Genomic DNA, 22,918 nt, shown 5'->3' with positions numbered 1-22,918 from the left:
TTAAACAATCTCCGGATCTAAAAATTCATCACTCATAATTTATAATTCATAATTATTTCCCGCTTTAACAAACTTTATAATTTCCGAAACCCCGCTCGGCATTATATTTTCTTAGTTGATGGCATACAACCAAAAATAAAAAATTATGTCAAAAAAAATTGCAATACTCGCAACCGACGGATTTGAAGAAAGTGAATTGAGTTCTCCAAAAGAACATCTGGAACAACAAGGCTGGACAGCACACATCGTCAGCCCAAAAACAGGAACTATAAAAGCCTGGGCAGAAAAGGACTGGGGAAAGGAATATGATGTCGATAAAACCCTGGATGAGGTGTCAGCTTCTGACTACGATGCCCTGGTATTGCCTGGCGGCGTTATCAATCCGGATCAATTGCGAACCAATGGGGCAGCGTTGTCTTTTGTGCAGGATTTCTTCACGCAGCATAAACCTGTGGCAGCCATCTGTCACGGTCCGCAGATCCTCATCAGTGCAGAAGCGGTAAATGGCAGAAAGATGACCTCGGTAAAATCGGTCAGCATTGATCTTAAAAATGCTGGCGCCATCTGGGAGGACAGTGAAGTGGTAGTAGACAACGGACTGGTTACCAGCCGTACGCCTGAAGATCTTCCGGCCTTCAATGCCAAGATGGTAGAGGAGATCAACGAAGGGAAACACGAGGATCAGAATCTTTAGACGTTTCCAAATTTATGATATTGAGACCCGGGCTTTTGCCCGGGTCTTTTTTTATTGTGGGTTGTGCTTTGAGAGACTTGGTATGACGGCTATGTGGATATTCTCGGTGTATCAATGTAGTTGAAGTCATCTTAAGTGAGATGCTTCGAGAGCCTCAGCATGACAGTTGTGCTTCGAGAGTTTCAGAATGACAGTTGTGCTTCGAGAGTTTCAGAAGGACAGTTGTGCTTCGAGAGCCTCAGCATGACAAAATCAATAAATTAGTATTAATGAATATTTACTAAATGATAAATGATGTGAATTGGAAATGCTTATTCAATATCAAATTGTTAAACTTTTTGTAATGCACTCCTCATATCAATTAAATTAGTTACTTTAGCGCCCCCATTGTTTATTAGTTAAAAATAATAGACTATTTCGGAAAAGAAAATAATAAATAATCAATTATCTGTGATCACAAAAGGTCAAATCGTCGAAATACCATCATCCTCTGTAATTTATAAAGCAGATGAAGTTGTGTTTTCTTCCAAAAAGGATGAACTGCTGCGTACTGTGTCCAAAAGAAACTACGGTCTTTTTGATGGTTTCCTGGTAGGCGAACATCCGGGTGTTGAGCATTTCAAACTCGGTCAGCGGAAAGGCATCAACGTAGGCGGGAAAAATGCACCACTTTATGTGATCGGCATTAATGAAGCAACTCATCAGCTATTCGTAGGAGAGGGTGAGAAACATCCAGGGCTTTGGACCAGCGTTTTGTCATTCTCCGAGAATCAAATTCAATTGCAGAACCTTAATCTCAATCATGATGAATCTGAATCAGGAAAGGAAGTCAGCATTCATTCTTCGGTAACAGATATTGATATGATCGCAACGCTTTATCTCTTTGATAGCGTTCTGTATCTGGAATTTGAGGCACCGGTTTCAATTGCCATTCAGGATCATCCATTGGAGATCTATTTTGATGATCATTCTACAGCAACTATTAAAATTAATTAAATCATATCGCATGAAATTAAAATTTTCATTTTTAGCAAGTCTAATTTCGTTTGTGTCTTTTGCACAGTCGGCACCGGCATACTATTCCGGGATCAACTTCAGCAAAACAAAGAACGAACTGAAAAATGACCTTGCAACACTTATTACAACGACCCACACGCAGACTATTTCTTATTCTGCAGGGTTGGCATCTCTTTTCAAAACAAGTGATGCAGATCCGGAAAACCCATCCAACATGTTGTTGATCTACGGTTCTCAAAGTTCCGGAACGCACCAAAGAAGCCGTCCTTACACAGGACAGTGGAACCGTGAGCACGTCTATGCAAAATCCAAAGGAACGCCTAACCTTGGCGAATCCGGTCCGGGATCAGACGGTCACCACCTACGTCCGGCAGATAATACGCTGAACAGTACCAGAGGAAGTCTTCTCTTTGATGACGGAACAGGTGCAACCGCTTACAAAACAAGCCGTGGCGGATGGTATCCAGGTGCTGAGTGGAAAGGCGACGTCGCCAGAATCCTGATGTATATGTACGTGAGATACAACTCCAGATGTCTTCCGCTAAATATCACGATGAATCCTGCGACTTACTCTTCTGACTTCCCGGATATCCTTCTAAAATGGAATATTGAAGATCCTGTTTCAGATTTCGAAAGACAAAGAAATAATGTGGTTGCAGGGATTCAGAAAAACAGAAATCCTTTTATCGATAACCCATACCTGGCAACAGTAATCTGGGGCGGACCATCGGCACAAAATACCTGGCCTGATACCTTCAACGGTGGAACTACTGCTGATACAGAAGCACCGTCTACGCCACTTAATCTTGTTTCAACAGGTGCTACTGCAAACACAGTATCTCTTAGCTGGACTGCATCTACGGATAACATTGGTGTAGCTGGTTATGACATTTATGTAGACAATATCCTTAAAACGTCTGTTTCTGCAAATAGCGGAACGGTGACAGGACTTACCAGCAGTACCCAATATAGCTTCTATGTAGTTGCAAAAGATGCTGCAGGTAACAGATCCGGAGACAGTGCTGCAATATTAGTGACAACACCTGGCCCTGGAAATCCTGGGGAAGAAGAACCAAGCTGTGGTATAGAAAACTTCGAAACTATAACGGATGTCACTTCTACCTATTCAGCAAAAGAATGGATCAACAAAGGGATTACCTGGACTGCTACCAATGCAAGAACTGATAAGCAGGTTTATATAGACGGAGACAGCAACAAAGCGATCTGTATCAGAAAAGGAAGCCTGAAATCTTCTACTATTTCCGGTGGAATCGGTTCTTTGACAGTTAAAACTTATCTTCCTTTTTCAGATGCATCAGGTAACTATACTTTGAAAGTCAACGGCGTTGCGAAAGGACAGATTCCTTACTCTAAAACAGCTGCAACTGTTACAATTAATGACATTAATGTTTCAGGAAACATCGTAATAGAATTGGTGGATGATACCACAAGCAACCGTGTATCGTTTGATAATCTTTCCTGGACTTGCTATTCGAAACTGGCAACAGAAGACAGCAGTGCAAAAAATCAGAAACTGTCCATCTATCCAAACCCTGTGAAAAACAACCAGTTTTACATCAGCGGCATCGATAAAAACGAAACAGTGAAGATCTACAGTCTGAACGGACAATTGGTTCAAACCATCGATAAAGTTGAGGACAAAGGAAAAGTGAACCTTCATAAATTACCAAAAGGTGTTTACGTGGTGAAAACTAAAAACCAGTCTTCTAAAATTATTGTTGAGTAGTTTTTGACGAGCACTATTTTAAATAATAAAAACCCGGGAGATTCGTCTTTCGGGTTTTTGTTTGTTAAAATATTTTGGGCAGTTTTATGCGTCTTCCGCTCCCAAACCTAACGAAGTGGTTCGACGAAGTCAATCTTTTTGCCGTAACTTTTCCCTCAGCAAAAAGGATTTCCGCTCAAACCTAACGAAATGGTTCATCGATTCAAATAAAGAAAATATAAAACTGAGATAAGCCGGGCTGCAGATCAGTATAATAAATGTATTATAATTAACACGAAGGGTTCAATATCAGTAGCTGTAGGTGAAACCTATAGGAATAATTGGCAGACAAAAATACAAAAGCCTGAGAAATTCTCAGGCTTTTGCGATCTGGTATTATAATTAAAATAATGAATTTACTTCAAAGTAAACTTCACTTTAGTTTTGATGTTATCAGAAGAATTTCCAATCAGCGCTTCAAAATCCCCGGATTCAGCAACCCAAGCGTGCTTATCAGCATCGAAGAAGCTTAAAGCGGCTTTGTCAACCGTAATGCTTACTTCTTTTTCTTCACCAGGATTCAGGAACACTTTTTCAAATCCTTTCAGTTCTTTTGTTGGTCTTGGAAGAGAGGATTTCAAATCAGAAATATAAAGCTGAACTACTTCTGCACCAGCTTTTTTACCAGTGTTTTTCACTGTAAATGTAAAAGTAATTTTATCATCCTGACCAATTGTCGTCTTATCTGCTTTTGCTTTTCCAAACTCAAAAGTTGTATAGCTCAACCCATGTCCGAAACTGAAAAGCGGTTTGATATTCTTCGTATCGTGCCAACGGTAACCTACGAAGATTCCTTCATTATAAGTAATGTTGATCGGATTTTTCTGATCTGCACCTTTTCCGGCCGCCAGTTCTTCTTTGTTTCCAGGATATTCACCCAACTGATGTGCAGAATTATCTTCCAATTTCACAGGAAAAGTAAATGGCAATTTTCCGGAAGGATTCGCATCGCCTGCTAAAATTGCTGCTAATGAATTTCCGGCTTCAGAACCCAAATACCAGGATTCTACGATTGCAGGAACATCTTTGATCCAAGGCATGGCCACTGCATTACCCGAAACCAGAACAACAGCGAAATTCTTATTCGCTTTTGCCAATGTTGCAATGACTTTGTCCTGATCGTAAGGCAAACCGTAGCTTGTTCTGTCAACGCCTTCTGCATCCTGATGATCCGCTTTGTTCAGTCCGCCAACGAAGATGACGAAGTCGGATTTTTTAGCTAATTCAACCGCTTCATTTAGAATGACATCTGCAGGACGGTCGTCTTTCAGGTCTTGTCCGGATTTCACGCCGTTGTATTCGCCGCCCGGATCACCGACATAACCTCTGGCATATTTCACTTCAGCTTGTTTTCCGAAACGTGATTTGATACCGTCTAAAGGTAAAGTTTCGTATTTCGCTTTAAGAGAAGAAGAACCACCGCCGACAGTCATCATTTTGATGGCATTTTCACCAATGACTGCGATGGTTTTAACTTTGTTAAGATCAATAGGTAAAACATTGTTCTGATTTTTTAAAAGAACAATGCCTTCTTCACCCACTTGTTTTGCAACCGCTTTATGATCTTCAGAAGCCACGTTTCCGAAAGGCTTGTTCTTGTTCATTGTGGTTTTGTAAGCCAGATTCAGAAGTCTTGTAACTTTGTCGTCCAGTTCTTTGGTGCTTACTTTTCCTGATTTAATCAAATTAAGATAAGGCTGAGCCAGATAATAATTGTCATAAGCATTTTTAGTTCCGGCAGAAAGTCCGTTGGTCCAGCTTCCGAATTCCAGATCCAGTCCGTTTTTGATGGCCTGCTCTGTGTTATTCACTGCACCCCAATCGGAAACCACAACACCTTTGTAGTTCCATTCACCTTTCAGGATGTCATTCAAAAGATATTGATTCTGGCTGGCGTATTGTCCTTTGTACATATCATATGCACCCATAATTGTCCAGGAATCGCCTTCTGTAACAGCTGCTTTGAATGGTGGAAGGTAAAGTTCGTATAATGCTCTGTCATCTACTTTTACATTACTGCTATGTCGGAACATTTCCTGATTGTTCAAAGCATAATGTTTTACCGAAGTCGCAACACCATTAGACTGAACACCCTGAATGTAAGGCACTACCATTTTGGAAGTCAGGAAAGGATCTTCTCCCATATATTCGAAGTTTCTTCCATTAAGCGGTGTTCTGTAGATATTAACACCTGGCCCAAGAAGAATATTTTTTTTTCTGTATCTCGCTTCTTCTCCAAGTGCTTTTCCGTAATTCCAGGACATTTTCTTGTTCCAGGTTGCGGATAAAGCGGTCAAAGCGGGGTAGGCGATGATGGAGTCATTTGTCCAGCCGGCCTGATCCCATTCGTCCCATTTCACTTCAGCACGTACGCCGTGAGGGCCGTCTGTTGTCCAGAATTCAGGGATTCCCAGTCTTGGAACACCGGAAGAACTGAACTTGGACTGTGCGTGCAGCATGGCCACTTTTTCCTCCAGAGTCATTCTGGAAAGTGCATCTTTTACCCGTTGTTCAACAGGTTTTGATTCATCAAGATAAACCGGAATTGTTTTGGTTTGGGCTGTGGAAGCCGTATATGAAAGTGTTATAAGACTAAGAAATACAATTTTCTTTAACATAAAATATATTTAGTGGTTGTTGACAAATGTAATAAAATCTTTATTATCCCACTATGAGAAAATAAAGATATTTGAATTAAATCAAAACTTTACAGTGTTTTTTGATTTTACAAAAGTATGATTTGTTCATATTTAATTCATCCAAAACCATAAAAAAAGACCCGAATAATTCAGGTCTTAAATATATAGTAGTATCGATTTGAAGTTCAAATTAAATCCTGCTTATTGTATGATTCTGATTGTGTCGGGATCGTTAACGTCCAGTTTATCAATCAGTTTCTGGATGTTTTCTAGGTCTTTAAGTACTTTTTGATAAGAAGATCTGGCATAGTCTGAAAATGATGCGGTCGTATTCATATCATCTACACTTTTGAACACATTAATCTCAGGATTCTCAACCGTATCATCTCTGTAATTATCCAGACATTCATCAATAGCTTTTCTTTTTTTCTTGCAAATAACTTTGCTTCGTAATTTCTGAAGAGAACTGATCAGGTAAGGACTGTCATTATAAGGATTGACGAAATCTGCGTTTCCAGACTCTTCCTGGTAAACATGGTACGAGTTCTCACTAGTTGGTTTTAGAAAATTTTTGTCGAATATCATAGCAATGCAGATTTAGAATTGTGAATCAATAATGAAGTTTGTTTGAATTTTCATTATCAATTTTAAGACCATAATTCTATTTTGATGATAAATTGATTTTAATAAATGGAAATCAGTGTCATTTTCTATTTTACAAGATCAAGGTCGGGCTGCGCATATTTATGAACTTTCATATAAAGTGTAGTTTTGGTCTGGAATACGCCTTCTATTTTCGCAATTTTCTGATTGACCAATTGATGAAGCTGTTCATTATTCTTACTCATAATATCGACTTCTATATCGAATTCCCCGGCCGTATTCGCAAGGAAACTGACTTCCGGCATTTTCATCAAAGTTTCGATAACATCAGGAATCAAATTAGCAGGACGCACAGATACGGCAATATTGGCGTAAGCGTTGAAGCCGACATTCTGCGGATTGATTCTCCCGACAATCTGTATGGTCTTTTCTTCAATCAATTTGGTTATCCTTGTTCTCACATTACTTATAGAAACCTTGAGTTTATCCGCAATCTCCGTAAAAGAAGCACGCCCATCTTTCTGAAGTTCTTTCAAAATCAGGTAATCCAAATCGTCCAGTTTGTTTTCCATTTAAAAATAAATTTTACACAAAACTATTAAATTTCTGCAAATTTTCTTAGAATTATTATAAATTAAAGTCAATATTGCATTATTTAAAAATTATTTATTAGCTTAGCTTTTATTAAAAACATTATTAAATAAATAATAAAAATGTCAAATAAGTACGGAAAAGTTAAAAATTATATTAATGGAGCCTTAGTCGATACAATTACAGACCGCTGGTTGGACGTAGAATCACCATTGACAGGCGAAGTGATTGCGAAAGTTGCTGTTTCTTCAAAAGAAGATTTGGATAATGCAGTTGCCGCAGCAAAGGAAGCTTTCAAAACCTGGTCAAAGACGCCGATTAAAGATAGAGTACAAGTCTTTTTCAGATACAAAACCTTACTGGAACAAAATATACTTGAACTCTCTGAACTGATTCAGGAAGAAAACGGAAAAACCCTTGGCGAGTCGAGAGCAGAAATAGAAAAAAGCATAGAACTCACCGAATTTGCAACGTCACTTCCACAATTGACACAGGGCGAAATTCTTGAAGTCAGCAGCGGAGTAGAATGCAGAACAGAGAAAGTTGCTTTAGGCGTTGTCGCTTCTATTGTTCCGTTCAATTTTCCGTCTATGGTTCCGAATTGGACGATTCCGAATGCGCTTGTTCTTGGGAATACAATGATTCTTAAAACCTCAGAATTGGTTCCGCTCAGCGCCATGAAAATTGCTGAACTTCTTAAACAAGCCGGACTTCCTGATGGTGTTTTCAATATCGTTCACGGTGAAAAAGAAATCGTAGAAGCTATTTGCGACCATCCCGATATCGAAGCCGTTTCGTTTGTAGGTTCTACGAAAGTGGCGAAGATTGTTTATCAACGCTCAACTTCTAATCTTAAAAGATGCCTTGCGCTTGGTGGTGCAAAAAATCACTTGTTGGTTTTACCGGACGCTAATCCGGATATGACCGCAGCTAATGTTACAGCTTCGATGTCAGGTTGTGCCGGACAACGTTGTATGGCTGCGTCTGCGATGCTTGCGGTGGGACAGACCGACCATATTATTGATAAAATAGTAGCGGAAGCTAAGACTGTAATTCCGGGAAAAAATTTAGGTTCTGTTATTTCCAAAGCAGCTAAAGAAAGAATTGAAAATTATATTTCCCAAGCCGAAAAAGATGGTGCTAAAATCCTTTTGGACGGTCGGAATTATAAGGTAGAAGGCAAAGAAAATGGCTATTATGTCGGCCCAACGGTTATAGATTTTGTAACACCGGAGATGTCCGTGGCTACGGAAGAGATTTTCGGACCAGTGGTTTCCATTATCAGAAGTAGAACTCTTGAAGATGCTATCAAAATAGAAAATGCAAATCCTTACGGCAACGCCGCATCCGTTTTCACGCAGAGTGGCGGTTTGGCAAGATATGTTATGGAGCACGCTTCGGCCGGAATGATTGGTGTCAACATCGGCGTTCCCGTTCCGAGAGAGCCTTTCTCGTTCGGAGGTTGGAATGAATCGAGATTTGGAGTCGGCGATATTACCGGAAAAAGTTCCATAGAATTCTGGACAAAACTCAAAAAAATGACCACGAAATGGAATCCCGAAGCGGGCATCAACTGGATGAGTTAGAATTTGAAAAATAATTTGGGCAGCTTAATCCGCCTTCCGCTCCCAATCTTTTTTGCAGAAAGTTTCAGTTTAGTTGAACCCGAAGACCACGCAAAAAAGGATTTCCGCTCAAGTCGGGCTGCGGAGATTCAACCTTTTTAGAAATTTAAAACTACAAAAATGTCAGAAACAGTCACAAATAAAATCAGCAGACAAGAAGTCGTAGATAACAGTCTGAACTACACGATAATGTCCTGGTCCAAACAAAAAGGCATTGACCCTTTTGCCATAGAAAGAGCAGAAGGTGTTTACTTATACGATTACAGCGGGCAAAAAGTCATTGATTTTTCTTCCGGTTTAATGAATTCCAACATCGGTTATGGCGACCAGCGTGTAACAGCAGCGGTTGTTAAACAGATGCAGGAAGTGGCATTTATTTCGCCAAGCTGTGTTTCCAAAGTTCGTGGAGATTTGGGAAAGAAATTAGCGGAGATCTGTCCCGGAGATTTGAATCGTGCATTCTTCACAGTCTGTGGCGCGACTTCTAATGAGAATGCGATTAAGCTGGCAAGACTTTACACAGGTCGTCACAAGATTTTCACAAGATATCAATCCTATCACGGTGCAACCATTGGCGCAATCTCAGCGGGTGGCGACCCAAGAAAAATCCCTGTAGATGGGCAGCAAGCGCCTAATTTTATTCATTTTGATTTGCCTTATGCTTACCGATACGAATATGGCGAAGAAAATCTTCTCAAAGACTCAATTGCTTCATTAGAAAGACAAATTGAATATGAAGGACCAAACACTATCGCAGCTATCCTCCTCGAGGGTGAATCCGGAACTTCCGGTTGTTTGCAGTATCCAAAAGGCTATCTGAAAAAAGTAAGAGAAATCTGTGACAAGCACGGTATTTTATTAATAATGGATGAAGTAATGTCAGGTTTCGGAAGAACGGGCAAATGGTTCGGATTCCAGAATCACGATATCGTTCCTGATATGATTGTAATGGCGAAAGGTCTTACCTGTGGCTATTTACCGTTAGGCTGTGTAATGATTTCTGAGAAAATCGCCAGCAAATATGATGATGCGGTTCTTCCGCTGGGTCTCACATATTCAGCTCACGCTGTTTCCTGCGCTGCCGCTTTGGAAGTTTTGAAAATCTATGAAGAAGACAATCTGATACAAAGGGCTGCCGAAATGGGAAAATACATCGAAGGCAGAATTGAAGAGATGAAAGCAATTCATCCATCTATCGGAGAGTTCAGAAATACGGGATTGCTTGGTTGTCTTGAATTGGTTAAAAATCGAGAAACCAAAGAACCAATGGCGCCTTTCAATGCAAAACCTGATGAAATGGCGGTGATGAATAAAGTAGCTGCAAAAATCAAAGAACTGGGAATGTACACTTTCGTAAGATGGGGTTATATTTTCATTGCGCCACCATTGATTATTACCAAAGAAGAAGTAGAAGAAGGTCTTGCTATTATTTCCGAAGCGCTTAAGATTGCAGATGAAGCGACTTATTAATTTAAAAACAAAAAATGTCCGAAATAAATACATCAACAGAAAATCCAAATCTTTATAACGAAGATTTAGCACCGATTCCCGTAAGCAAAAGAACTTGGGGAACCTGGAACTATGCGTCTTTATGGATTAGTATGTCGATGTGTATTCCGACTTATATGCTGGCCAGTTCCCTGATAGAAGGCGGGATGAACTGGTGGCAATCGGTTTTGACAATCTTTTTAGGAAATCTTATCGTTCTGATTCCAATGATTCTCAACGGTCACGCCGGAACTAAATATGGTATTCCGTTTCCTGTGTTTGCAAGAGCAAGTTTTGGAACAACGGGTGCAAATATCCCTGCGTTATTAAGAGCGATTGTCGCTTGCGGCTGGTTCGGGATTCAGACCTGGATTGGCGGTGTTTCGCTTTATCAGATTTTGAGAGTTTGGATCCCTTCGCTTTCTGAGCCTGCAGTGGTTGGATTTTTTCCACCGGTTTTGGAACTGATTTGCTTTTTGATTTTCCTGTTAATCAATATGGTTGTGGTTTATTTTGGTGTTGAAAGTATTCGTAAATTATTGGTTTTCAAAGCGGTGTTTTTGCCTGTTGCGGCTTTTGCTTTGTTGTTTTGGGCGATATATTCCACACAAGGTTTAGGCGAAATCCTTAATCAGCCATCAAAGTTTCAAAACATTTCCGAATTCTGGACTTTCTTTTTTCCTGCTTTGACGGGAATGGTCGGATTCTGGGCAACTTTATCACTTAATATTCCCGATTTTACAAGATATGCGACGTCTCAAAAAGCACAGATTAATGGACAAATGATTGGCTTACCCCCTTCGATGGCGGTTTTTTCTTTCATTGGTGTGGTAGTAACTTCTGCAACGGTCATTATTTACGGAACAACTATTTGGGACCCGGTGATTCTCGCTGGTAAATTTGAAAATAAAATATTGGTAACAATTGCGATGTTGGCCATTGCCATTTCTACATTAGCAACCAACATTGCTGCAAATATCGTAAGTCCTGCCAACGATTTTGCAAACCTTAATCCTCAGAAAATAAGCTTCAGAACTGGCGGTTACATTACCGGAATTATTGGTATTTTAATTTGTCCTTGGAAATTGATTGCAGACCCATCAGGCTATATTTTTACCTGGCTGGTTGGCTATTCCAGCTTGCTTGGACCGATTGGCGGAATTATGATTGCGGATTATTATTTCATCAGAAAAAAAGAATTAATTGTAGAAGACCTTTATCAACAAGGGAAAAGTTATTTCTACAAAAATGGATATAATTTGAAAGCCATCATTGCATTGTTGCTCGGTATTTTACCAAATATTCCAGGCTTTCTGGTTACCATAAAAGCGATTTCTACGGCCGCAGTTCCAGATTGGCTGACCAATCTTTACCATTACGGCTGGTTTGTAGGATTTTTTATCAGCGCTTTGGTTTATTTCATTTTAATGAAGAACAAAAAATCGTAATTAATAATTTTTAATTTGTAATTCAACATATGAGCATTTTAATCAAAAACGGAAACATCGTTACAGCTTCAGAGAATTTCATCGGCGATATTTTTATCGAAGGCGAAACCATTTCTGCAATCGGAAAGAATCTGAAATATGAAGCAGATAAGACCATTGATGCTTCCGGAAAACTGATTTTCCCTGGCGGAATCGACCCGCACGTTCATCTCGATATGCCTTTTATGGGAACATTTTCCAGCGATTCCTACGAAACAGGAACGCGCGCCGCATTGTTTGGCGGAACAACGATGGTTATTGATTTTATCCTTCAGACTCAAGGAAAATCCTTACGAAATGCTTTAGATGAATGGAAAGGCAGAAGCGATGGAAATGCTGTTGGAGATTATAGTTTTCATATGGCGGTGACCGATTTTAATGAAAATACAAAACCCGAAATCAAGGAAATTATAGAAGAAGGTATCACATCTTTCAAAACATTTATGGCTTATAAAGGTGCATTGATGGTGGATGACAGACAAATGATTGGTTTGATGGAAGAAGTTAAAGAGCAAGGCGGACTCATCAATGTTCACGCCACCAACGGCGATATGATAGATTATCTGGTTCAGAAAAACAGGAATGAAGGAAACAGAGCTCCGATTTACCATTATTTATCCCAACCGGAAGTTACGGAAGCTGAAGCCAGTGAACGTTTTGTGGATATGACGAATTTTACAGGTTGTCCCGGCTATATTGTTCACCTTACTTGCGAAGGCGCTTTGAATGCAGTCCGAAATGCAACCAAAAGAAATCAGCACGTTTTTGTGGAAACCTGTATTCAGTATTTGATTCTTGATGCAAGTTTGTATGAGCAGGATTTTGAAGGTGCAAAATGGGTGATGTCACCACCATTGCGGGAAAAGAAAGATCAGGAAACGCTTTGGGCAGGAATCAATCAAGGGTTGGTAAATGTAGTTGCAACAGACCATTGTCCGTTTTTCTGGGAACAGAAATTAATGGGAATTGATGATTTCTCCAAAATCCCCAATGGACATCCAGCTGTAGAAAACCGAATGGAATTGCTCTATTCCGAAGGCGTTAATAAAGGAAGAATTACATTAAGCAAATTCGTTGAAGTAGCTTGTACAAATCCTGCAAAAATTTTCGGAATGTACCCGAAAAAGGGAACAATTTCTATTGGTTCAGATGCAGATTTGGTCATTTTTGACCCAAATGAAAAACATACGCTTTCAGCCAAGACCCACCATATGAATGTGGATTATAGCGGCTATGAGGGTTGGGAAGTTACAGGAAAAGTAAAAACGGTTGTGCTTCGTGGGAAAGTCGCCATTGACAATAATGAATGTCTTGTAGAAAAAGGTTACGGACAATTTATTAAGCGAAATAAAGTATTAGACAAGATTTGAATCAATTAAAAATTAAAAATTACGAATTACATTCTTTTTGAGATGAAAACTGATAACGTTATTCAACAGAAAAGCTTTGAGTTTGCAATTAAGATTGTGAATTTGTACAAATTTTTAAAAATAGAAAAGAAAGAATTTGTTCTATCAAAACAAATTTTAAGGAGTGGAACTTCAATTGGGGCAAATGTAGAGGAGGCAATTGGTGGACAAAGTAAAGCAGATTTTTTATCAAAACTTTCTATTGCCTACAAAGAAGCTAGGGAAACGGTTTATTGGTTGAAGTTATTATTTGCAACAGATTTTATTACAAAAGAATATTTTGAAAATCTGATAATCGATGCGGAAACAATATGTAGAATAATTGGAAAAATTCAATTGACCATAAAGTCGCAATTATAATCGTAATTCATAATTATTAATTTGAAATTAAATGAAAATAAAATCAGGATTAATTCAAATGTCTCTAGCCAAAACAGAAGGCGAAGGAACAATTGACGAAATAAAGCGGGCGATGTTGGAAAAACATTTGCCTTTTATAGATGAAGCTGGCGAAAAAGGTGTTCAGATTCTTTGTTTTCAGGAGATTTTCAATACACCATATTTTTGTCCCGGTCAGGATTCCAAATGGTATGAATCTGCTGAATCTGTTCCGGGTCCGACTACAGATTTGATGTCGGAATATGCCAAAAAATACCAAATGGTCATCATAGTTCCGATTTATGAGAAAGATGGTGTGGGAATTCTATATAACACTGCTGCTGTTATCGATGCAGACGGAGAATATCTTGGGAAGTACCGCAAAAACCACATTCCTCAAACAGGCGGTTTTTGTGAAAAATATTTTTTCAAACCAGGAAATCTAGGTTATCCCGTTTTTCAGACTAAATATGCGAAAATTGGTGTTTACATCTGTTACGACCGTCATTTTCCGGAAGGTGCAAGAGCTTTAGGAATCAACGGTGCTGAGATAGTTTATAATCCGTCCGCAACTACAGTTGGACAATCTCAATATCTATGGAAATTGGAACAGCCTTCTCACGCCGTTGCCAACGGATATTTTATGGGATGTATCAATCGTGTTGGCATCGAAAAACCCTGGAATCTTGGCAAATTCTACGGAACATCTTATTTCGTAAATCCTTTGGGTGAAATTTTCGCCTGCGCTTCAGAAGATAACGATGAACTACTCATTGCAGAATTCGATTTGGATTTAATAGACCAGGTCCCTTCCAAATGGCAGTTTTATAGAGACAGACGACCGGAAACCTACGATGATTTGACCAAGCTTTAAAGCAATCATCAATCAATAATATTTTAAAATATAATAATGACTATCAACTAACAACTAAACTTATGATAGAAAATAATCGTTTGACTTTAGAACAATATCAACATAATTTCACAGATATCCATCCACCTTTTGAGAATAAAGACGGTGCGATAATAGAAGCCAACCGTTGCATTATGTGTTATGACGCGCCTTGCACAAAGATGTGTCCTACGCATATCAACATTCCAAAATTTATAAAACAGATTGCCACAGACAATGTAAAAGGTTCTGCTCATACTATTTTTACGGATAACATTATGGGAGCCAGCTGTTCCAAAGTTTGCCCTGTTGAGAAACTTTGCGAAGGTTCTTGTGTCTATAATTTGCTTCACGAGGAACCGATTCAGATTGCCCGTTTGCAAAGATATTCTACAGAAAAAGCGATGTACAACAATTGGCAGCTGTTTGAAAGAAAACCATCTTTAGGGAGAAAAGTTGCCGTTGTAGGAGCTGGTCCTGCAGGATTAGCCTGTGCATTTTATCTTGCGAAAGAAGGCGTGGATGTTACCATTTTTGAGAAAGAAGGAAAAGGTGGCGGATTGATGACTTATGGTATTGCAGCTTATAAAGTTACACCGGAGTTTTGCGAAGAAGAAGTGCAGTATATTATTTCCATTGGCGGAATTGATATCAGATATAATCAGGAATTAGGAAAAAATTTCGAACTGAAGGATTTGCAGAAAAACTTCGATGCGGTTTTTCTGGGAATCGGTGTTGGTGTTGCGAGACAATTGGATATCAATGGCGAGAATTCCTCTGGAGTAGAAGATGCCATTTCTTACATCTATAATCTTAGAACCAATGATTTTTCGACGATTCCGGTTGGAGAAAAAGTAGCAGTTATCGGTTTGGGAATGACAGCAATTGACGCTGCAACTCAAGCGAAAAGATTGGGTGCAAAAGACGTTACAATCGTTTACAGACGAACAGAAAAAGAAAAACCTTGTACAGATGTAGAACTGGATATTGCAAAATTAGATGGCTGCAATCTGGAATATCTTGCAGCACCAAAAGAAATTATCTCTGAAAACGGAAACGTAAAATCTTTGGTTTGCAGCAGAATGAGATTGGGCGAAGCCGATACTTCAGGAAGAAGAAGTCCTGTTGACACGGGCGAAACTTTCACCATCGATTGCGATATGATTATCAAAGCAGCCGGACAAACGCCTTTCGAAGATTTGATAACATCCAGCAAACTAGAAAACAAATACGGAAAAGTCTCTGTTAATTCACAATATAAAACCAACTGGAATGGCGTATTTGCCGGCGGCGATTGCATCAATGGCGGTAAAGAAGTCGTCAATGCAGCTCAGGATGGCAAATTAGCCGCACGTTCCATTTTAGAATATATTTTAAATTAATAAAAACACTAAATGAGTAAGATTAACAAAATTAAAACGCTTTCTATTTTTTGTACAACATTTTTATTTCAGTTGATTTTTGCTCAGGCTCCCATTATTCAATGGAAAAAATCCTTCGGCGGGACAGAGTTTGACGATGCTTTTTGTATTGAAAAAACCTTAGACGGAGGCTATATTGTTGCAGGACAATCAAATTCCAACAATGGTGATGTTACAGGTAATCACGGTTATGGAGATTACTGGATTGTGAAATTAAATAATAACGGCTCTATACAATGGCAAAAATCTTATGGAGGAAGCAATTACGATTTTATTAATTCTATTCAGCAAACATCTGACGGCGGTTTTATAACAGCGGGAAATTCTTATTCTAAAAATGGTGACGTTGATGGAAATAAAGGAAGTGATGATGCTTGGATAGTTAAATTAGGTTCTACAGGTAATATTCAGTGGAAAAAATCTATCGGAGGAAGTGGAAGTGATTCTGCTAATTCTATTCAACAAACATCAGACGGCGGCTATATTATTGCCGGATTTTCAAATTCTAACGATGGTGATGTTAGCGGAAATCATGGTAAAGGTGACTTTTGGATTATAAAACTAAGTACAACAGGAATCATAGAGTGGCAAAAAATGTTAGGTGGAAGTGATGATGATTTCGTTAGTTCTATTAAAACAACTTCTGACGGAGGTTATATTGCAGTAGGACAATCAATTTCTAATAATGGTAATGTCACCGGAAATCATGGTGATTTTGACATTTGGGCCGTAAAACTAGCTGGCAATGGCAATATTGAATGGCAAAAATCTATTGGAGGAAGTGAATATGAAGATGCGTATTCTGTTCAGCAGACAACAGATGGAGGCTTTATCATAGCAGGATACTCTAATTCTAACGATGGGGACGTAAGTGGTAATCATGGAGATTTTGATGCATGTATTGTGAAGCTAACAAGTAATGGTGTAATTCAATGGCAAAAATCTATCGGAGGAAATGCTTATGAAGAAATCGGATCCGTCATATGCACCTCAGATGGAGATTATGTCATAGCCGGATTTTCTAATTCCAATAACGGTGACCTAACGCAAAATTATGGGAGCTATGATGGTTGGATTGTTAAATTAGGTGACAATGGTAATCTTCTATGGCAAAAATCTTTTGGAGGAAGCAAATATGATAATATTTCTTCTATTCTGGAAACAGCAGACGGAGGCTATGTTTTTGCGGGAGGTTCTTATTCGAACGATGGTGATGCTACTGGAAACCACGGAAATTATGATTATTGGGTCGTGAAATTAGATTCAGATAAACTAAGTACAGTTGAAAATTACAACAATAAAATTCTCGTAGAAAATCCTGTTAGAGATAAATTTAATATTCAAACCACAGAAACTATTATTTCATTACAGTTATATACTACAGATGGTAAATTAATCAAGATTTCTGATAATAAAAATATGTCTGTTGCAAGTCTTTTAAAAGGAATTTATCTGTTGAAAATACAATTTAAAAATGGCAAAATTTACACAGAAAAAATAATAAAAGACTAAGTAATCAATAACCAAAATTCAATTTAAAATAAAAAAAATTATGGCAAATATTTCTTGTAATTTTTTAGGTATAAAATCTCCAAATCCTTTCTGGCTGGCTTCAGCGCCACCAACGGATAAAAAAATAAATGTAATGCGTGCTTTCGAAGCAGGCTGGGGTGGTGTTGTGTGGAAAACTTTGGGTTCTCAGGTAAAGAACGTTTCTTCCAGATATTCCGCAATCAATTTCAATGGCCAGCGTGTTGCAGGTTTCAATAATATCGAATTGATTTCCGACAGACCTTTAGATATTAATTTAAAGGAAATCGTGGAAGTGGTAAAAGAATTCCCTGACAGGGCAATGATTATTTCATTAATGGCTGATAATAGGAGGGAAGCCTGGCACGAAATGGTAAAACGTTGCGAACAAACCGGAGCGCACGGTTTCGAACTCAATTTCGGATGTCCGCACGGAATGACAGAACGAGGAATGGGAGCTGCAGTCGGACAAGACCCGGAAATTGCAGGCAGAATTGTAGAATGGGTGATGGAAGTCGCAACTCTTCCCGTAATTACAAAGCTCACGCCCAATGTTCATTCAGTAGTTCCGACAGGACGAGCCGCTGTAAATGCAGGGACTAATGCATTATCACTTATTAATACCATTCAGTCCGTTACAGGAATAGATTTGGACAGCTTTGTTCCGAACCCAAATGTCGGTGGCAAGTCCGTTTTTGGTGGTTATTGCGGACCAGCTGTAAAACCGATTGCGCTAAAAATGCTGACAACCATTTCTCAGGATTCAGTGACCAATAAAGTTCCTATTTCGGGTATTGGCGGCGTTTCCACTTGGCAGGATGCAGTGGAATTTATGTTGCTTGGTTCGACTTCCGTTCAGGTTTGCACCGCTGCGATGAAATATGGTTTCCGGATTGTAGAAGATCTGAATGAAGGTCTCAGCAATTGGATGGACGAAAAAGGCTTTGAAAAAATTACTGATTTTATTGGAAAATCTGTCCCGACAATGACAGAATGGGAAAAACTCGACCTCAATTTCCACATCGTTGCCAATATCGACCAAGACAAGTGTATTCATTGCGGTTTATGTCACATTGCCTGCGAAGATACTTCTCACCAAGCGATTTTCAAAACAGATGGTATGCCTTACAACGATTACACGATAAACGAACCCGAATGTGTGGGCTGCAACCTTTGCAAACTCGTTTGTCCGGTTGATGACTGCATAACAATGGTAGAACATCGTGTTGCCCCGGAATATCTCAACTGGGTTCAGTTTCAGGAACAGAGATTACCATTGAATAATCATTAGAAATATTTGGGCGCCTATTTCCGCCCTCCGTTCCCGCTATTTTTTGCCAAGCTTTTCCAGCCACAAAAAAATGAGCTCCACTCAGGTCGGGGCGCGGATTCATCCTAAAATGAAAATTTGTAGAAAGTAGAACTATTATGAACGTTAGTAATCTCTAATTTTTTTAATCATTTAATCCTTTAATTAAAAAATGAACATCAACTCCTCACGTCTCGAAAATTCCTTCTCAGAAATGAGCAAAATCGGAAAGATTGGCAAAACCGGGACCAACAGACCAGCGCATTCTCCAGATGAGAAAAAAGCTTTCGAGCTCGCTTCTTCCTGGATGAAACAAGCCGGAATGACAACCCGAATCGACAACTTCGGGAATCTCATCGGAAGATTAGAAGGGAAAAATCCTGATTTACCGGTTTTGATGGTTGGTTCACATCTGGATTCTCAACCTTACGGCGGAAGATATGATGGCGTTGCAGGCGTTCTTTGCGCAATAGAAGCTGCAATCACAATGCAGGAAAATGGAATAAAACCGGAGCGAACCTTAGAAATTATTTCTTTTGCAGATGAAGAAGGCTGGCGTTTTAATAAAGGTTTATTCGGTTCTCGAGGAATTTTAGGAAAACTGGAAGAAGGCGAACTCCAAAGAGCAGATGCAAACGGAGTCACAAGAGAACAGGCTCTCAAAGATTTCGGTTGCGATATTACAAAATTCAAAGAATCGGAATATAAAGAAGGTAGCATTTATTGCTATCTCGAACTTCACATCGAGCAAGGTCCTGTTTTGGATATTCAGGAAAAACCAATTGCTGTAGTTTCCGGGATTTCCGGACCAATTTGGCTGACAGTGAAATTGAAAGGAATGGCTGGTCACGCAGGTTCCGTTCCTATGCCAATGCGAAAAGATGCATTAGTCGGAGCTGCTGAAATCATTGTAGCTTTGAATGAAATTGCGAATCAGGTTCCGGGAAATCCAACCGTTGGAACTTGCGGCACAATCAAAGTTTTTCCCGCTTCCAGAAATATCATTCCTGAAGAAGTAGAGTTCACACTCGATTTGAGAGATATCGATCTGGAAAGAAGAAGCCGCTACGAAAAACAATTGCTAGAGAAGATAGATGAGGTTTCCAAAAAACACGGATTAACTTATGAAATTTCAGAAGACTGGAAATCAGAACCTCGATATTGCGCAGATTGGATAAAAAATATTATCCGAGAAAATTGCGAAAAAACAGGTTTGAGAGATACACCTGAAATTATGAGCGGTCCTTTTCACGATGCAATGGCGATTTCCTATGCCTGCGATTACGGGATGATTTTCGTGCGTTGTAAAGACGGAATCAGTCACAATCCTTTGGAATATTCGTCTCCGGAAGATTTGGCAATCGGGGCAGAAGTCCTGTATGGGACGATTTTAGATTTATTAGAAATCAAAAAATAACTATCCTACATCAATTCATTTGAATTTTAAAGTCAATACATTTGCTACTTTAAATTTAAACAATGAAAATATTAGCCTTTGCTGGAAGCAATTCCAGAGAATCAATTAATAAAACATTCGCTGAATACGCAGCAAAACAATTTGACGGAGCAGAAGTAGAAGTTCTTGATTTGAACGATTACGAAATGCCCATCTTCAGTGTAGACAGAGAAAAGCACGACGGCATCCCGACTTTAGCTTTGAGATTTGCTGAAAAAATAGATGTTTCTGATTTGCTGATCATCTCTCTTGCAGAATATAACAGCACCTACACAACAGCCTTCAAAAACGTTTTTGATTGGATATCAAGAATCAAAGATCGTAAGCACTTTGGTGAAAAACCAGTTTTTCTTTTAGCAACAGCGCCAGGGCCTGGTGGCGGAAAAAATGTGGTGGCAGCTTTCGAAGCGAGAGCACCTTTCAGCGGCGCAAACATTCTGCAAAGCTTTATTTTACCGAAATTCAAAGAAACTTTCGATCTTGAAACAGGTATTGTAAATGAGGAGAAAAAGACTGAGTTTGAGGAGAAATTATCTATTGTTAAAAACTTTTTTGGATAAGATTTTGGAATGTTATGTTAAGAATGCGTAACTTTGTCATCAAATAAGGACAATGAAAATTCAACAAGTTCATTTTGAGAAATATCCTAATTCTTGCCAAGAGAATTACAAAAACACCTCCGAACTTGTGGACTAAAATAACGGCCGATAATCTAAAAGATTGTCGGCTTTTTTATTTAAAAAATCTGAAGAAGTAAGTTTGAAATAAATCCAGTAAATTCTGATATTCTTTCAGGCCTCAAAAACCTGAAAGAGTTGATGAATGAGAATTTAAAATCTAAAAATGAGCAATACCTATAAATCCGCAGGAGTCGATAAGGAAGAAGGCTACAAAACCGTAGATAAAATCAAATCTGCCGTTGCCGAAACCCATAACAAAAATGTTCTCAACAATCTTGGAAGCTTTGGTGCTTTCTATGAAATTGCTGGTTACAAAAATCCGGTTTTGGTTTCAGGCACGGATGGTGTTGGAACCAAGCTGAAAATAGCTTTGGACACAAAACAATATGCTTCCATCGGGATCGACTGTTTCGCAATGTGTGCGAACGACATTCTTTGCCACGGTGCAAAACCATTGTTTTTTCTTGATTATCTAGCTTGCGGAAAACTCGATTCTGAGATTGCAGCTGAGATTGTTCTCGGAATGGTAAAAGCCTGTAAAGACAACAACTGCGCATTGATTGGCGGCGAAACTGCCGAGATGCCGGGAATGTATCAGCCAGGAGATTATGATGTGGCAGGTTTCTGTGTCGGAATCGTAGAAAAAGACCAAATTATCGACGGTTCCAAAATCAGAACAGGAAACAAAATCATTGTCATTCCAAGTTCAGGATTTCATTCCAATGGATTTTCATTGGTAAGAAAAATATTTCCGGATTTCGAAGAGCAATTTGAAGGAAAACCTTTGTATGAAACACTTTTGGTGCCTACAAGATTGTATTATCAGGACATTCACAAAGTGTTGGAAGAAGCACCGCTTTACGGTATCGCACACATTACAGGAGGTGGATTGTACGAGAATGTACCAAGAATTATCCCGGAAGGACTTTGCGCAACAATCGATGCTTCAAAAATCCAAATTCCAACTGTAATGCTGGAATTGGAGAAACGTGGCAATATCGCAAGAGAAGAGATGTTCGGAACTTTCAATATGGGCGTTGGAATGGTTCTAGTAACCGACGAAAATCACGTTGATAAAATCCTTGACCTTCTGGAAGACGCTTATGTAGTTGGAGAAATCACGGAAGGTAGTGAGAAAATCAATTTAATTGTATAAATGTATTCACGTAAAAAGTATTTACGATTTTAAAGAATCATTAATACATTAATACTTTTTACATTTTACAAAAAATGAAAAACATCACCATCTTAATTTCAGGTTCAGGAACCAATCTTCAAAGGATTATCGACTGTATTGACAACGGAGAAATCCGGAATGCAAGAATCATCCAGGTCATTGCTGACAGAGAATGCTACGGATTGGAAAGAGCACAGAAACATCAAATCCCGAATGAATTGATCAGACGTGGAAAAGACTTTGCCGAAAATCTCGAACAGGCCATTCCTGAGAATACAGATTTGATTGTTTTAGCGGGTTTTCTATCCATCTTGAAACCGGAATTCTGTGAGAAATGGGAAGGGAAGATTATTAATATTCATCCAGCATTACTTCCAAAATTTGGTGGAAAGGGAATGTGGGGACATCACGTTCATAATGCAGTCATAGAAGCTGGTGAAAAAGAAAGTGGAGCAAGTGTTCATTATGTAACCTCAGGAATTGATGAAGGCGAAGTGATTCTGCAAGAGAAATTTGAAATTGATGAAACTGACACCGTCGAAAAAATAGCTGAAAAAGTCCATCTTGTAGAGTACGATATTTTTCCAAAAGCCATTGATTTGGTTTTGAATAAATGATATTAATTGGTTAAAGTAAAAATTAATTAAATTACTTTAAGTATTTATTATATAAATATTTATAAATTTTAATTAAAACTGACTTTAATAAGGTAAATATAAAATCTAAGTAAAATAAA

General features: G+C 38.8%; 19 protein-coding genes. 16 read left to right on the top strand and 3 right to left on the bottom strand.

Annotated features, from left to right (window positions below):
- Window positions 1–145: 145 nt before the first annotated feature.
- From OPU68_RS16670 to OPU68_RS16660, 3 genes are all read left to right on the top strand, one after another.
- Window positions 146–694, top strand: coding sequence for a type 1 glutamine amidotransferase domain-containing protein (locus OPU68_RS16670; RefSeq protein ID WP_498475080.1), 549 nt, complete (start codon window positions 146–148; stop codon window positions 692–694).
- Window positions 695–1,144: 450 nt separating this feature from the next.
- A complete protein-coding gene (locus tag OPU68_RS16665) occupies window positions 1,145–1,690 on the top strand; it encodes a tRNA methyl transferase PRC-barrel domain-containing protein (protein WP_498475079.1) in 546 nt (181 codons plus the stop codon).
- 10 nt (window positions 1,691–1,700) lie between these two features.
- Window positions 1,701–3,458 carry an endonuclease gene (locus OPU68_RS16660; RefSeq protein ID WP_498475078.1) on the top strand — a complete coding sequence of 586 codons (1,758 nt, stop codon included), beginning with the start codon at window positions 1,701–1,703 and terminating at the stop codon, window positions 3,456–3,458.
- Window positions 3,459–3,853: 395 nt separating this feature from the next.
- Here OPU68_RS16660 and OPU68_RS16655 read toward each other — a convergent pair whose 3' ends face one another.
- From OPU68_RS16655 to OPU68_RS16645, 3 genes are all read right to left on the bottom strand, one after another.
- Window positions 3,854–6,115, bottom strand: a complete 2,262-nt coding sequence (locus tag OPU68_RS16655; RefSeq protein WP_498475077.1) for a glycoside hydrolase family 3 C-terminal domain-containing protein — start codon at window positions 6,113–6,115, stop codon at window positions 3,854–3,856.
- 222 nt (window positions 6,116–6,337) lie between these two features.
- Window positions 6,338–6,721: a hypothetical protein gene (locus OPU68_RS16650; RefSeq protein ID WP_498475076.1), complete on the bottom strand. Its 384-nt coding sequence runs from the start codon at window positions 6,719–6,721 to the stop codon at window positions 6,338–6,340.
- Window positions 6,722–6,846: 125 nt separating this feature from the next.
- Complete coding sequence (locus OPU68_RS16645; protein ID WP_498475075.1) at window positions 6,847–7,311, bottom strand: Lrp/AsnC family transcriptional regulator; 465 nt, start codon at window positions 7,309–7,311, stop codon at window positions 6,847–6,849.
- Between the two features lie 141 nt (window positions 7,312–7,452).
- On the opposite strand from OPU68_RS16645, the gene OPU68_RS16640 reads away from it, so the two are divergent.
- The 13 genes from OPU68_RS16640 to purN all read left to right on the top strand — a co-directional run bounded on the left by OPU68_RS16640 (window position 7,453) and on the right by purN (window position 22,799).
- Window positions 7,453–8,916, top strand: coding sequence for a CoA-acylating methylmalonate-semialdehyde dehydrogenase (locus OPU68_RS16640; protein ID WP_498475074.1), 1,464 nt, complete (start codon window positions 7,453–7,455; stop codon window positions 8,914–8,916).
- A gap of 159 nt (window positions 8,917–9,075) precedes the next feature.
- Window positions 9,076–10,425, top strand: a complete 1,350-nt coding sequence (locus OPU68_RS16635) for an aminotransferase class III-fold pyridoxal phosphate-dependent enzyme (protein ID WP_498475073.1) — start codon at window positions 9,076–9,078, stop codon at window positions 10,423–10,425.
- Between the two features lie 14 nt (window positions 10,426–10,439).
- On the top strand, window positions 10,440–11,891 hold the full coding sequence (locus OPU68_RS16630; protein ID WP_498475072.1) for an NCS1 family nucleobase:cation symporter-1: 1,452 nt from the start codon (window positions 10,440–10,442) through the stop codon (window positions 11,889–11,891).
- A gap of 29 nt (window positions 11,892–11,920) precedes the next feature.
- Window positions 11,921–13,300 carry a dihydropyrimidinase gene (hydA, locus tag OPU68_RS16625; protein WP_498475071.1) on the top strand — a complete coding sequence of 460 codons (1,380 nt, stop codon included), beginning with the start codon at window positions 11,921–11,923 and terminating at the stop codon, window positions 13,298–13,300.
- A 42-nt stretch (window positions 13,301–13,342) separates the two neighbouring features.
- A complete protein-coding gene (locus tag OPU68_RS16620; protein ID WP_498475070.1) occupies window positions 13,343–13,699 on the top strand; it encodes a four helix bundle protein in 357 nt (118 codons plus the stop codon).
- A gap of 31 nt (window positions 13,700–13,730) precedes the next feature.
- Complete coding sequence (locus OPU68_RS16615; RefSeq protein WP_498475069.1) at window positions 13,731–14,591, top strand: nitrilase-related carbon-nitrogen hydrolase; 861 nt, start codon at window positions 13,731–13,733, stop codon at window positions 14,589–14,591.
- A 62-nt stretch (window positions 14,592–14,653) separates the two neighbouring features.
- Window positions 14,654–15,991: an NAD(P)-dependent oxidoreductase gene (locus OPU68_RS16610; protein WP_498475068.1), complete on the top strand. Its 1,338-nt coding sequence runs from the start codon at window positions 14,654–14,656 to the stop codon at window positions 15,989–15,991.
- Between the two features lie 12 nt (window positions 15,992–16,003).
- Window positions 16,004–17,542, top strand: coding sequence for a T9SS type A sorting domain-containing protein (locus OPU68_RS16605; RefSeq protein WP_498475067.1), 1,539 nt, complete (start codon window positions 16,004–16,006; stop codon window positions 17,540–17,542).
- Window positions 17,543–17,582: 40 nt separating this feature from the next.
- The gene (gene preA / locus OPU68_RS16600; protein WP_498475066.1) at window positions 17,583–18,851 is read left to right on the top strand and encodes an NAD-dependent dihydropyrimidine dehydrogenase subunit PreA; all 1,269 of its coding nucleotides are present in this window, start codon (window positions 17,583–17,585) and stop codon (window positions 18,849–18,851) included.
- 190 nt (window positions 18,852–19,041) lie between these two features.
- Window positions 19,042–20,286: a M20 family metallo-hydrolase gene (locus OPU68_RS16595; protein ID WP_498475065.1), complete on the top strand. Its 1,245-nt coding sequence runs from the start codon at window positions 19,042–19,044 to the stop codon at window positions 20,284–20,286.
- A gap of 62 nt (window positions 20,287–20,348) precedes the next feature.
- Window positions 20,349–20,885, top strand: a complete 537-nt coding sequence (locus OPU68_RS16590; RefSeq protein WP_498475064.1) for an NADPH-dependent FMN reductase — start codon at window positions 20,349–20,351, stop codon at window positions 20,883–20,885.
- Between the two features lie 283 nt (window positions 20,886–21,168).
- Window positions 21,169–22,161 (top strand): phosphoribosylformylglycinamidine cyclo-ligase, encoded by a 993-nt coding sequence (purM, locus tag OPU68_RS16585; RefSeq protein WP_498475063.1) that lies wholly within the window; start codon window positions 21,169–21,171, stop codon window positions 22,159–22,161.
- 74 nt (window positions 22,162–22,235) lie between these two features.
- The gene (gene purN, locus OPU68_RS16580) at window positions 22,236–22,799 is read left to right on the top strand and encodes a phosphoribosylglycinamide formyltransferase (RefSeq protein ID WP_498475062.1); all 564 of its coding nucleotides are present in this window, start codon (window positions 22,236–22,238) and stop codon (window positions 22,797–22,799) included.
- Window positions 22,800–22,918 lie beyond the last annotated feature (119 nt).

The organism is Chryseobacterium sp. TB1-D10, assembly GCF_059803555.1.
This window is presented reverse-complemented; position numbering and strand designations above follow the sequence as displayed.